A 13,661-nucleotide genomic window follows, 5' to 3' on the forward strand; every position below is an offset into this window, starting at 1 on the left:
GAGTAACTAATAACTAAACTCGTTATCCTAGATAAAGAGCAAGATAATATTTAAAAATGCGGCTTAACAATTCTCAACTGAATCTTTTGAATCTCCGTCCCTTGCTGACACTGTTAGCAATTACTTGGTTGCTGGCTTCTTTGGGTTTGGGCTGGTTAGTGAATTCGTTAGTGATTCTTTTTGGATTGCTATTGCTAGCCCCTGTAGTAGCGTTTTTCGGTTTACGCTGGTGGTTGGAACGCAACTTAGTGGCTGATAAATGTCCGGTCTGTGCATATGAATTTACAGGTTTAAATAAGAGCCAATTGCAATGTCCTAACTGTGGAGAACAACTAACAGTACAACAAGGTCATTTTCAACGCTTCGCACCAGAAGGGACAATCGATGTCACAGCAGTAGAAATACCAAGTCAGCAATTAGAAGATTGAATTGGGGAATCAGTCAGGTTTCCATCCCCTATTTCTTATGCCAATACCCAACCCAAATCATTGAATTATCGTTACTCATGCGTAATTCCTCTCTATCTTGCGTCTCATAGAGAAGATGGAGAGGAATAGGCGCGATCAGTTAAATTTTTTAAGTAGCACTACCTAATTTACTCTCAATGTCTGTTAGCTGTACAGCCCCAGAATAGTTTTTACCATTCATTACAAAGAAAGGTGTACCTGGGACCCCCAATTTTTGGGCTAGCTGCATATCTTGTTTAATGCTTGGCTCGGCAAGTAGGCGATCGCTGTTAAACTTCTCCATATCTAGATTTAGTTTCTTGGCAATATCTAAATACAAATTGTCTCCAAGTTGCTTTTGATTGGTAAATAAAGCATCATGATATTCCCAAAACTTGCCCTGCTGATTTGCAGCCCAAGCCGCTTTTGCAGCTGATAGGGCTTCAGAATGAGTGGGCAAAGGTAAATTTTTATAAACTAATGTCACCTCATTTCGATGCTTGACTAACAAATCCTGCAATTTTTTATGCGCCTCAGCACAGTAGGGACATTGAAAATCAGAAAATTCTATTAACACGTTTTTTGCTGGTATCGTTCCCATTGTGGGGGAATTTGCAATCACCGCTTCGGGATTAGCTTGCAAATCCTCTAAAAATACCTGTCGTGATTGATTAATTTGCTGTTGTTGCTGCTGCTGATATGCTTGGACAGATTCAATAATTGCTTCTGGGTGTTTGCGGAGGACGTCTAAGACTTGCTGTTCTAGTTGAGGATTAGGATAAGTAACCGCTTGTGCAGGGAATGACCAGCTTAGGACTAGACAAAGTAAGCTGAGTATTAGGTAGGTGGGTAAATAGCGAAAGAAGTGACCCATAGCAAAATACTGGATAAATTAACATCTCCCTAAGTATTCCCTGGAATAATACCAATTCGTAATTCGTAATTCGTAATTCGTAATTAATCAAGTCTGAAAAGAGGGAATGGGGAAGAGAGATTTTCATGCCCTAGTTGTGGGGTTTTAGCTTGAATACTATCTTTCTTTGACTCACAACTCAGCACCCTGCTCACGCCTCGTTACCGCTAACAACATACTGCTCAACGTTACGCTCCGCACTCAGCACCGGCTAACGCCGCGCTACCGCTAACACAACTCAGCACTCTCAAGACCCTGTTGGTACTACTTGTGGTTGTAAATAACCAATTAAATCTTGAATTCCCTTTTGCAAATACCGCGTTACTGTCATGGGGCTAGTACCAATACTTTTGGCGGCATCCTTACGGGACAATTCTTTTAAAAATACCATTTCCACAGCTTGGCGGGGCTTTTCTTCTAACATATTAATTGCCCCTTGCAGTTGTTGCCGTTCTTCGTTTTGTTGCTGCAAAGCTGTAGAACGGGGACAAGGAAGTGCTTCACCCAAGGTAATTTGGCAATCAACATAGTGAACGGCTGTAGCATCTAAACTCAAAGGCATCCGATTTTGGGCTGCTAACTTGGTTTCTTGCCATTCTTGTACAGATACCTTGAGTTCCTTAGCAATTTCTGAATCCTTGGGAGGACGACCTAAAGACACTGCCAACTCTTTACGGACTTTTTGTCCTTCGTTGTACAATTCTTGCCAACGGCGGGGTATCTTTAATAGAGTACTGCGATCGCGCAAGAAATGCAGCATTTCACCGCGAATATATGGTACAGCAAAGGAACTAAAAGCGTATCCTTGGCTGGGATCAAAACGCTCAATCGCCCTGATTAAACCAAAATAACCAATCTGTTCTAAATCTTCATAAGGTTCATTACATTGATGACTAAATTTGTGAGCCATCTTTCTCACTAATCCAGTATGTAACTGAACTAGTTGATTACGAAGTTTAATAGAAGGATTGTGGTGGTATAAGTGCAATAACTCCATACCATCAATTTGCATAGAGGACTCACTTGCTGTCATATAAAAATTCCTTGTTTGTAACTCCTTTTTTTGCCAAAATGGAGCTGCGTATCTCTTTAAATCTGTAATTATTTTCCTTAGACAAGGCTGATTAAACCATCGTCGTTTCACTGAAATTATTGGTGGGACATCTCCACCATTCCGTATTTTTACGCATGATTTATATTGCCTATTTGTTGCAGGCTGTTTTGCTTTTTTAAATAGCAATTACTCTTTTAACAAAGTTTATTTTTCGCAACAAAGCTAGTTATTTGTACTGAAAAATACTTGACTAAGCCCACCAAGCAAGTAAACGAATTTTGGATTTTGGATTTTGAATTTTGGATTTGTTTCACTCACAAGGGGCGTTAGCGTAGCGTGACGTTAGTCCGGCATGAACCAAAAAAATCTAAAATCAGCTTTTCTTCAATCTAAAATAGGTATCGGTCAAAAATTAAAAATCAAAAGAATGAAAATAAGTCCTGCTAAAGAATTTAGCTAAATGATCTGTGCAAATTAAATCTGGTACAGCTTACCTGCTATATATTGCTGATAGATTTTATGATTACGATGAAATCAATGCTCCAGCCAAATAGGTAAAATTATTTACAGATTTTCTGCCTGGCTAAAAAAATTAAATATGGGTAAGAATAAGAATAATCAGGAAGTTTTTCTAAAAAATTAGTCTTGCCATATGAGTAATACCAGCAATTTTCGCGAAGCTTTCCGTAAAGCCCAGTCTCACACCTTAATAGGCCCCAATGTCATTGCCAATGCCCTGCCTTATGTGGGTGGTGGTCTAATACTTACAGCATTGGGAACTTACGGTGGTCTGAGTATTATCCGTAATAACCCCGAAATTTTCTTCCCTACCTTTATTGGTGCAGTAATTCTAGAGTTAATACTGTTTTTTATTGCCCAGAATGTTGCTCAAAAAGGTAACAAGAGTCTAGCATTGCCACTTTTAGCTACCTACAGCTTGTTGTCGGGATATACCCTGAGTGGTTTAGTGTTTGTGGCTTTGAAAACTCAAGGTGTTGGTATTCAAGGCATTGGTTTAGCAGCCCTTGGTTGTGGAGTTACCTTTATAGTTGCCCGTCCAATTGGTTCAAATCTCTCAGAACAAGATGGTATGGCTTTGACTAAAACCATCTCTCTTGGCATTATCGCCTTGGTGGTGGTCTGTCTGACTCAATTTGTCTTTGCCTTGTTTGGTGTTTACACACCTAATTGGTTAGAAATTGCCATTTCCGGTTTAGGGGTATTTCTTTTTGCTGGGGCATCAGTTGTTGATTTTTACATCTTGCCCCGTACTTACCACGATGACCAATATCTGCCTGCGGCTTTGTCGATGTATCTGACTTACATCAACCTATTCATCTTTATTTTGCGCTTGCTGATTGCCATCAATGGCCGTCGTTAAGCAATTATGCAATTATTAGGTATAAAAACTTAAAGATTTATAAACCGTAGTAACAGCATCAGCAACTACGGTTTTTTATGACCTAGCAGCAGTGACAGCCTATGGTGTGATTGAAGATATAAGCTTTCCATTAACATATTTGACTTTTACACCTTCAAGCATTGAAATTATCAATTAGTCTTAAGCGTTTGAGAAAATTTCTCGAAAAATTGACAGCCTATGGCAAGCAATATTATCCGTGAATATATCTTGCGACCAATTACAGCTAGAATCAAAAATTCAAATACAATAAATACCAATATCTCAAAATTTATCGATTTACTTCAAGCCAGCACAATGGACGTATTAGAACTTAAACGCGAAATCGAAACGTTGTCTAGTCGCCTGGGTAAGACCCAGGACTATCTTTGACGTACCTGCACTAAAAGCCAAAATTCATGACCTAGAGCAAATAGCCGCACAGCCAGAATTTTGGGATGACCAAAACACAGCTCAAAAAACGCTCCAAGAACTCAATGACCTGAAAGCCCACCTAGAACAGTATCATCAATGGCACGTCAGTTTGGACGATACTAGGGCAGTTGTTGAGCTTTTGGAACTGGAAACGGATGAGGCACTATTAAAAGAGGCCGAATCTACCATCACCAAGCTGAATCGTGAGCTTGACCAGTGGGAATTGCAACAATTGTTGTCTGGCCTCTATGATGCAGAAGGGGCAGTATTGACCATCAACGCAGGGGCTGGCGGTACAGATGCTCAAGACTGGGCATTTATGCTGTTAAGAATGTATACACGTTGGGCAGAAGCGCATGGTTACAAGGTAGCTCTAGCTGAAGAGTCAGAAGGTGACGAAGCTGGGATTAAATCAGCCACCTTAGAAATTACAGGTCGCTACGCCTACGGCTATTTACGTTCTGAAACAGGTACACATCGCCTTGTGCGGATTTCACCTTTTAATGCCAATGGTAAACGCCAAACCAGTTTTGCTGGGGTGGAGGTGATGCCGCAGATAGATAGTAAAGTGCAGTTGGATATCCCTGACAAGGATTTGGAAATCACCACAACTCGTTCTGGGGGTAAAGGTGGACAGAACGTTAACAAAGTAGAAACAGCTGTGCGGATAGTTCACCTGCCCACAGGGTTGGCTGTGCGCTGCACAGAAGAACGTTCCCAGTTGCAAAACAAAGAGAAAGCCTTAGCCCGCCTTAAAGCCAAGTTGTTAGTGATAGCCCAAGAACAACGCGCTCAAGAAATTGCTGACATTCGGGGTGATATGGTGGAAGCTTCCTGGGGCAACCAAATCCGTAACTATGTTTTCCACCCTTACCAGATGGTAAAGGATTTGCGTACCAATGCGGAAACAACTGCGATCGCTGACATCATGAACGGTGACCTAGATATGTTCATCCAAGCCTATCTACGTCAGGAAAACCAGCTTGTAGAATCAGTGTAATGGGGGACTGAGGACAAACCAAATCAAAAATTTTTGAATTTTGGCTTGGTTTGTCCCCCTCTATTCCCCGAACTTGACTAATCTGGCGATATAAATCCTGGCAAACTGTTACATTTATATATATAAAGAACTTGTTATTTAATTTATGAGTAATTCTCCTGCAACAGAAAATCAACCCAGCTACGTTAAACTGGCGATGCGAAATATGGTGCGGAAGGGTGGTACTTCTTTGAAGCATTTCCTGCTCACCACAGTAGGGCTGTTAGCGGTTTTTGTCGGTTTAGCTTACCTCACACACTAAGCGCACCATTTTATTAATTCGTAGCGAATTTTCTGCGTACTTCTGCGCGTCACTCCGCATTGAAATCTCCCTCCTCAATTCGCCACGATGCTAAACCCTTATAAGGAGATTTTGGAGTTGGTAGAATTCGACCTTGATGTACAAGATGTTTTTTGTGAGTCTTCACTAGAAGAAGCTCTCAAATCTAACTATCTTGAGAATCAAATTGCATCTGAAACTTGGAAAAACTGGTTTGATTGCTGGTTAGACATTCTCCAACCCCATCTACCGCCAGCATCTAGTTATGAAATTGGGCTACGTTTGACTAATGACGTAGAAATTCAAGAGCTAAATGCTCAGTATCGCCAGCAAAATAAGCCAACGGATGTCCTATCCTTTGCGGCTTTAGAGGTAGATTTTCCACAAGTGGCGGAAATGTCGTTTGCGCCGTTGTATTTAGGGGATATAGTTATTTCAGTAAACACAGCACAATGTCAAGCTCAACAACAAGAACATAGTTTATCCACTGAGTTTGCTTGGTTGGTAGCTCACGGTTTACTACATTTGTTGGGCTGGGATCATCCTGATGAAGAAAGTTTAACAGAAATGTTAAAGCAGCAAGCAATTTTACTGAGGTCAATCGGTATTCATATAGACATAGAATATTAAAGATTTTTGTGTTTGTAAGTATGAAATTTAAGCGATCCTAATATAATACTTCTGTAAAAAGCTGCGTTAAAGTTGATTGCAATAGTAAAATCATCCCAGATTCTCAGTATATGTACCTTATTGTTCTAATTTTAAGCCTATGTCTCAACAAATCTCTCCCCCACCTACTCAAAATCAACTATTTACCTTTGTGAACAAAGAACGAGGCCTTTCTTGGCAAGTGGCCTCTAGTTTAGTAGTGAGTTTCCAGTACGCTTGGGCTGGAATTAGCTATAGTTTTCAGACGCAACGGAATTTTCGGATTCATGTGAGTGTTTGCACTTTCGCGATCGCTCTCAGCGTCTTTTTACATCTGCAAGCAGTGGAAATTGCAATTATTGGTATCACTAGCGGTTTAGTATTGGCACTGGAGTTATTAAACACGGCGATCGAGTCCCTTGTAGATTTAACCGTCAAGCAGACTTACCATGAATTGGCAAAAATCGCCAAGGATTGTGCGGCTGGTGCGGTGCTTGTCTCTGCTTTGGTAGCAGTGTTAGTTGCATCTGTGCTGTTGCTTCCACCATTGGTAGTTCTAATTATGTCAGCTTTTTAAAATTAAATTGTTTACTCCACCTGCCGCCGCATTAATTACTAAGATGTACTTGGCGTATAGTCATAATTAATGGCGATCGCATCTACACTAGTGCAGAACTGGTGACAATTAAACATGGTGAGAGTAAAAATTAGGAGCTATTATAGGCTGTGATTATAGTTATAGATAATTACGACAGCTTCACTTATAATTTAGTGCAGTACCTCGGAGAACTAGCAGCTGAGTTCCCCGTAGCGTCAGATATTCAAGTTTTTCGTAACGATAAAATATCCTTAACCGAAATTCAGCAATTACAACCGGATGCTGTAGTCATCTCCCCTGGCCCTGGTCGTCCAGAAGATGCGGGTATATCCCTAGATTTGATTAAAGAATTAGGAACTAGTTTGCCAATCTTAGGTGTGTGCTTGGGTCATCAAAGTATTGGTCAAGTATTTGGTGGTAAAATTGTTTCTGCTCCAGAATTAATGCACGGTAAAACTTCTCAGGTAACTCACACTGGGATAGGTGTTTTCCAGGGGTTGGAAAATCCGATGACTGCCACTAGGTATCATAGTCTGGTGATTGACCGCGAGACTTGCCCGGAAGTTTTAGAAATCACCGCTTGGGTAGAAGATGGCACAATCATGGGAGTACGACACCGGAACTATCCTCACATTCAAGGTGTCCAATTTCATCCAGAGAGTGTTCTCACATCTTTAGGAAAACAGTTACTGCGAAACTTCCTGCAACAGTTACAAGAGAAGAATTAATGAAACGACGACAGTTTATTGGCTATGCTGGGGCGGGACTCACCACGGCTATTGCTCCTACCTTTGCTTCTTTTCTCCCAGCTAATGCTCAATCTGGTGGGGTATCAGTACAGTGGTTGGGTCATACTTGCTTTCTATTTACTGGTGGTGGGGTAAAACTTCTGGTTAATCCCTTTCGGAAACTGGGTTGTACTGCTGGATATCGTTTGCCAAAAGTCTCAGCCGATTTAGTGTTGATTAGCAGCCAATTACTAGATGAAGGCGCAGTTGATGGCTTACCAGGGAATCCTAAGTTAGTATTTACCGCCGGATCTTATGAATTTAAAGGGATTCAGTTGCAAGGAATTGCTATCGACCACGATCGCAAAGGTGGTAAGCAATTTGGGGTAAATACTGCTTGGAAGTGGAATCAAGGGGGAGTTAATATCTTACATCTAGGGGGGGCAGCCGCGCCTATTTCTCTAGAACAAAAAATCCTCATGGGACGACCAGATGTATTGTTAATACCCGTGGGTGGTAGTGCCAAAGCTTATAATGCGGAAGAAGCAAAACAAGCGATCGCAGTTTTAAATCCCAAAATTGTCATTCCCACCCACTACCGTACACAAGCTGCTGATCCTAATGCCTGTGATATTACGCCAGTAGATGAATTTTTAACCTTGATGCAGGGTACAACCGTCCGCCGTAGTAATAGCGACACGATTAATCTTAATTCTGGTAATTTACCTGATAGTAGTGTGATTCAGGTTTTAAGTTACAAGTTTTGAACTGTTGACTGATCACTGTTAATAGCGATCGCATCAAATTCATCACATTGAGATAACTCTGTCACAATCCCCTGATACTCTAGGTATTAAGCAAACATTCTGTTTGCTCCTCACACCATACACTGCCCTCTGACTATTAATTAGCAGAGGGAGTTTTTTTTTACAACGATAAAAAAAATCTTTTGAAGAAAAGTAAACTTTATATAAATAAATTCCACAAATAAAAATATTGAGAATCATTTAACTAGAAAATTGTTATCTACAAACATTGGCTAAATTCAGAAGATGGACACTCTTAGATTGCGTCTCTTGGATGCCAGCTATCAACCACCATTGGTGACAGTTGCCCCAAATACCCCAGTGGTTGAAGCAATCCATCTGATGAGTCAAGCTCATACTAGCTGTGTATTAGTTCTAGAACAGCAAAAATTAGTAAATATTTTCACAGAACGAGATGTAGTACGAGCGATCGCTAATAAAATTAATTTCGCAGAGATGACCATTGCAGAACTGATACTGCAACCTGTAATTACCTTAAGCGAGACAGAAGTTGAGGATCTAAACACTGTTTTACAACTGTTTCGCCAGCATCATATTTCTCATCTACCCGTGATTGATGGTCAAGGAAAAGTTTTGGGTGTGCTGACACCATTATCGGTGCGAGATGCGTTACAACCCAGTGATTTACTGAAGTTGCGAACTGTTGCTGATGTCATGGAAACTAATGTAATCTCTGCGCCTGCTAAGGTTGCAGTGGAGACTTTAGCGCACCTCATGACTAGTCATCAAATCAGTTCTGTAGTTATTGTGTCAGAATCGCAGGCAGAAGATTCAGCACTAATACCCATCGGAATTATAACTGAACGAGATATTGTCAAATTCCAATCACAGGGTTTGGATCTAGTTTCTACCATAGCAGGGGAGGTGATGAGCGATCGCCTCGTGACTGTTGCGCCGGAAGATACATTGTGGAGTGCGTATCAACGGATGCAGTCGCTAGAAATTCGCCGCTTAGTGGTGACAGGAAGCGATCGCGAATTATTAGGAATAATCACCCAAAGCATTGTATTGCAGGCATTAGACCCCATCAAACTGTGTAAAGTGATTACTGTCCTGCAACAAATAATTGATAGCAAGAAAGCAGAATTAGCACAAGAAATCACCCAGCGACAACAGATAAGTCAAGTGTGCTGGGAAAGAGAAGCACACTATCGCGCCTCAGAAGCGAGGTTAAATGACATTCTCAATAGCGCAATCGCTAATTCTATAGTTAGTTTTCGGGTATTCTCGAATCATGATTGGGAATATGAATACCAATCTCCCGGTTGTGAAGCTATCTTTGGCTATACAGCAGGGGAAATTATCCAGGATAAACACCTGTGGAGGTCACGAGTACATCCCCAAGATGTAGAAACAGTAATTATGCCTCTGTTTGCAGATATCTTGGCGGGAATTACAACCAGTGTAGAATTCCGATTTGCTCACAAAAATGGTTCTCTACGTTGGATTTCAGCCACCTACACCTCCCGCCATGACCCCGAAAACAACTGCTGGATTGCCACTGGTATTAGTAAAGATATTACTGACCGCAAACAAGCAGAAATAGCTCTCCGCAAAAGTGAGGAACGTTGGCAACTAGCGATCGCCGGTACTAATGAAGCCATTTGGGATTGGGATATACTAACGAATAAAACCTTCCGGTCTGACCGTTGGTTTGAGATGTTAGGCTATGAAGGCCATGAACTGAGCAATTGGGATGATGAATGGAGCAAACGCCTGCATCCTGATGATTATGAACGAGTCATGGCGGCTCAAGAAGCTTATCTATCAGGGCAAACTCCCGTTTATAGCTGTGAATATCGTCTGCGTCTCCAAGATGGTAGTTACGGCTGGTTTAAATCCCGCGCCAAAGCAGTCTGGGATGAGCAAGGTAATGCCATCCGATTAGTTGGTTCTCTGGGGGATATTGGCGATTACAAGACCGCAGAAATCGCTTTGCAACAGAGTGAAGCCATGCTGCGGAGAATCGGCGATAACCTTCCTAATGGAGCAATATATCAGGTTGTCCGTGAACTAGATGGTAGCGATCGCTTTTCCTACCTCAGTGCAGGGATTGAAAAATTGATGGAAGTCAAAGCAGAAGATGCACTGCAAGATTCGAGCTTACTTTATCGCCAGTTTATTGGGGAAGACAATCTGCGCCTAGAAGCAGCAGTTAATGAATCTATGCACGATCTTTCCGTGTTTGATATTCAACTGCAAATCTGCACACCTAGTAAACAAGTCAAATGGCTGCATTTTCGTTCTTCACCCCACAAATGGCCAGATGGTCGCATAGTCTGGGATGGATTGGTAGTTGGTATCACGAACATCAAACACATTGAAGCCACACTACGCAAGAGTCAAGCATTTTTGGCAGAATCGCAACGCGTTGCTCGTCTTGGGTGTTGGGAGTTTGATCTAGCTACACAAAAAATTATTTGGTCAGAGGAGCTATTTCGTCTTTTCAATCTAGATCCCACCCAAACAGAACCAACTTATCAGGAAAATTTGGAGTTGTATCACCCAGAAGACAGGGCAAAACTAGAGCAAGCTGTCAACCAAGCAATTATTACTGGTGAATCTTATAAATTGCTGCTGCGTAAGTTGACTCCTGATGATACTGTCACCTATATTGAATCCATTGGATATGCAGAATTCAACGCAGATGGACAAGTAGTGCGCCTCTACGGTACTGCCCAAGATATCACCGAACGCATCCAGGCAGAAGAAAAACTCCGCCACAGCGAAGCACGGCTAATCACTACTCAAAAAATTGCCCATGTCGGCAGTTGGGAATTGGATTTAAACACTTATCAGCGCAGTTGGTCAAAGGAAGCTTTTCAGATTTTTGGGTTAAATCCCCATCAGGTAGAACCAACCCACACTGAGTTTTTAGAGATGGTTCACCCAGACGATCGCGCCATAGTCCAGACTCAGTTAGAACAGGCGATCGCACATAGCATCCCTTTCAGCTTAGAATACCGCATTATCCGACCGGATGGCTCAATGCGTTATGTTGAATCGAGGGCAGAAGTAGCTAAAGATAGTCAAGGAAAGGTAGCACAGCTACTGGGAGCTATTTTAGATATTACAGAACGCAAACAAGCTGAGTTAGAAATCATCTACAGCCGCGACTTGCGAGAAGCTATTTTTAACGAATCTGCGGATGCGCTGTTTCTAGTAGATCCAGTGACATTCCTGACTACTGACTGTAACCAGCAAGCACTAAAAATGTTTGGTGTATCTAGTAAAGCTGAACTGATTGGGATAGAGGGTTATACTTTTCATAAACAACCCTTACAACCTGAAGAGATAGCTACTTGTGCTGCACAAATAGACCAGCTAGGGTTTTGGCATCGAGAAATCGAATACCTCTCCAAGCAAGGAAATGTCTTCTGGGGAAGCCTAGTAATGAAACGCATTCGGGTTGCTGGACAAGAGATGAATCTTGTCAGAGTCACAGATATTAGTGAACAGCAAGCTGTACTGCGCGATCGCCAACAAGCAGAAGCAGCCTTAGCCAGAAGTGAAGAGCAACTAAGGCTCACATTTGAATTTACCAACATCGGCACTTGGGACTGGAATGTACAAACTGGTGAAGTGGTTTGGAATGACAACCACTATCGCTTGTTAGGTTTAGATCCAACCTCATCCACAAAGCAGTATCAAATATGGCGTAATGCTATCCATCCAGAAGATGTAAACCGAGTGGAACAGGCTTTATTGAGCGCGCTGCAACATCGTACCAATTATGAAACTGAATATCGCATCATTCATGCCGATGCTAGTATTCGCTGGCTGATTGGTAGAGGACGGGGAATTTATGACACAGTAGGACAACCGATCAGAATGCTAGGCGTAATCATTGATACTAGCGAACAGCAAGCTGCACTTCGGGAACTCAAACGAGCAGAACAAGCACTCCAAGAAAAAGAACAGTTTTTACGCAGTATCTATGATGGCGTGGGAGAGTCGATTTTTGTGATCGATGTTCAGGATGATGTTTTTCGCTATGTAGGTTTGAACCCGACTCACGAGAAACTGACAGGTTTGCACTCTAGTGATTTGCAAGGTAAAACCCCAGAACAAGTTCTACCGCCAGAAGTAGCAATGCTTGTCCAGCAGCATTATCAAGATTGTGTAGATGCTGGAGAAACCATCACCTACGAGGAGTGTTTGCGATTCCAAGGTCAGCTAAATTGGTGGATTACTAGCTTGACTCCTCTACGGGATGAAACCTCACGCATTTACAGGATTATAGGCAATAGTCTGAATATTAGCGATCGCAAACACTATGAACAAATGTTGGAATTACAAGCGGTGATTACCCGCAACATGGCAGAGGGAATTTGTCTAGTTCGCATCAATGATGGCATGATTGTCTATACAAACCCCAAATTCGACCAAACATTTGGTTATGACGCTGGTGAATTGATCGGTCACCATGTGTCAATTTTGAATTATGAAGATCACCAAATTACAGCTACAGGAGTTCACCAAGCAATCGCCTCCGTCGTCAAAAAACAAGGTGAAGCTACCTACGAAGTCCAAAATATCAAAAAAGATGGTACTCTCTTTTGGTGTAGTGCCAATACCTCTGTTTTTGATCATCCTGATTATGGCACAGTTTTAGTTGCTGTCCAACAAGATATCACTGAACAAAAACAAGTAGCCGAAACAATTAAAGCATCTTTAAAAGAAAAAGAAGTATTGCTCCAAGAAATTCACCATCGCGTCAAAAATAACCTAGGAATTGTCAGCAGTTTACTGCAAATGCAGTACAGACGCACTCAAGATTCTCCAGCCACCGCCATTCTCCTAGATAGCCAAAATCGTATCGCTTCCATTGCTCTAGTACACGAAAAACTTTACCGTTCTGATGATTTGGCTAATATCGATTTCGCTCAATATATTCCCGACTTAACAACTCATTTATTTGATTCTTACAATGTAAGTTCTACTCATATTCAATTAAAAATTCAAGTTGAAAATGTCAATCTAGATATTGAAACAGCTATTCCTTGTGGCTTAATTATTAACGAATTAGTTTCTAATGCCTTGAAATATGCGTTTTCTGCGGATCGTGCAGGCGAAATTCAGGTCAGCTTATCTCAAGCAACTAATCAAACCTTAATACTCATCGTTCGTGATAATGGTGTTGGGCTACCTGCGGAATTTGATAGTAAGAAAACTAAAACTCTGGGTATGACTCTGATTCAGGGTTTAGTCAAGCAATTGAGAGGCAGTTTAGAGATTAACATTCACCAGGGAACAGAATTTAAAATTTATTTTACAGCAACTAGGGTTTAAAC

General features: G+C 41.5%; 12 protein-coding genes. 10 read left to right on the forward strand and 2 right to left on the reverse strand.

The features are described from left to right. Nucleotides 1-56: 56 nt before the first annotated feature. The gene (locus ACM0OR_RS12675; RefSeq protein ID WP_323267289.1) at nt 57-428 is read left to right on the forward strand and encodes a hypothetical protein; all 372 of its coding nucleotides are present in this window, start codon (nt 57-59) and stop codon (nt 426-428) included. 148 nt (nt 429-576) lie between these two features. Here the strand turns inward: ACM0OR_RS12675 and ACM0OR_RS12680 are convergent, their stop codons facing one another. Together ACM0OR_RS12680 and ACM0OR_RS12685 are read right to left on the reverse strand one after the other, a co-directional pair. Next, on the reverse strand, nt 577-1,320 hold the full coding sequence (locus tag ACM0OR_RS12680; protein ID WP_414576495.1) for a DsbA family protein: 744 nt from the start codon (nt 1,318-1,320) through the stop codon (nt 577-579). 286 nt (nt 1,321-1,606) lie between these two features. Next, nucleotides 1,607-2,392 carry an RNA polymerase sigma factor SigF gene (locus tag ACM0OR_RS12685; RefSeq protein ID WP_323268890.1) on the reverse strand — a complete coding sequence of 262 codons (786 nt, stop codon included), beginning with the start codon at nt 2,390-2,392 and terminating at the stop codon, nt 1,607-1,609. A 673-nt stretch (nt 2,393-3,065) separates the two neighbouring features. Between ACM0OR_RS12685 and ACM0OR_RS12690 the strand changes: the two genes are divergently transcribed. The 9 genes from ACM0OR_RS12690 to ACM0OR_RS12730 all read left to right on the forward strand — a co-directional run bounded on the left by ACM0OR_RS12690 (nt 3,066) and on the right by ACM0OR_RS12730 (nt 13,659). Continuing rightward, on the forward strand, nt 3,066-3,794 hold the full coding sequence (locus ACM0OR_RS12690; protein WP_414576496.1) for a Bax inhibitor-1 family protein: 729 nt from the start codon (nt 3,066-3,068) through the stop codon (nt 3,792-3,794). Nucleotides 3,795-4,013: 219 nt separating this feature from the next. Then, complete coding sequence (locus tag ACM0OR_RS12695) at nt 4,014-4,205, forward strand: hypothetical protein (RefSeq protein ID WP_414576551.1); 192 nt, start codon at nt 4,014-4,016, stop codon at nt 4,203-4,205. Then, a protein-coding gene (gene prfB, locus ACM0OR_RS12700) for a peptide chain release factor 2 (protein WP_323268908.1) occupies nt 4,131-5,247 on the forward strand; the annotation gives its coding sequence in 2 pieces (ribosomal slippage) (nt 4,131-4,202 and nt 4,204-5,247; 1,116 coding nt in all). The genes ACM0OR_RS12695 and prfB overlap by 75 nt, the downstream gene beginning before the upstream one ends. Nucleotides 5,248-5,392: 145 nt before the next feature. Further along, nucleotides 5,393-5,548, forward strand: a complete 156-nt coding sequence (locus ACM0OR_RS12705) for a DUF3285 domain-containing protein (RefSeq protein WP_323268892.1) — start codon at nt 5,393-5,395, stop codon at nt 5,546-5,548. Between the two features lie 87 nt (nt 5,549-5,635). Then, nucleotides 5,636-6,196: an rRNA maturation RNase YbeY gene (ybeY, locus tag ACM0OR_RS12710; RefSeq protein WP_323268893.1), complete on the forward strand. Its 561-nt coding sequence runs from the start codon at nt 5,636-5,638 to the stop codon at nt 6,194-6,196. Between the two features lie 139 nt (nt 6,197-6,335). Continuing rightward, nucleotides 6,336-6,791: a diacylglycerol kinase family protein gene (locus ACM0OR_RS12715; protein WP_414576497.1), complete on the forward strand. Its 456-nt coding sequence runs from the start codon at nt 6,336-6,338 to the stop codon at nt 6,789-6,791. 149 nt (nt 6,792-6,940) lie between these two features. Then, the gene (locus tag ACM0OR_RS12720; RefSeq protein WP_414576499.1) at nt 6,941-7,540 is read left to right on the forward strand and encodes an anthranilate synthase component II; all 600 of its coding nucleotides are present in this window, start codon (nt 6,941-6,943) and stop codon (nt 7,538-7,540) included. Continuing rightward, entirely contained in the window at nt 7,540-8,307 is a 768-nt protein-coding gene (locus ACM0OR_RS12725; RefSeq protein WP_414576500.1) for an MBL fold metallo-hydrolase, read from the forward strand. Before ACM0OR_RS12720 ends, ACM0OR_RS12725 begins: the two co-directional genes overlap by 1 nt. 285 nt (nt 8,308-8,592) lie before the next feature. Further along, nucleotides 8,593-13,659, forward strand: a complete 5,067-nt coding sequence (locus ACM0OR_RS12730) for a PAS domain-containing protein (RefSeq protein ID WP_414576501.1) — start codon at nt 8,593-8,595, stop codon at nt 13,657-13,659. Nucleotides 13,660-13,661 lie beyond the last annotated feature (2 nt).

It is taken from the genome of Anabaena sp. CCY 9402-a (assembly GCF_963920945.1).
Classification (GTDB): Bacteria; Cyanobacteriota; Cyanobacteriia; order Cyanobacteriales; family Nostocaceae; genus Trichormus; species Trichormus minutissimus.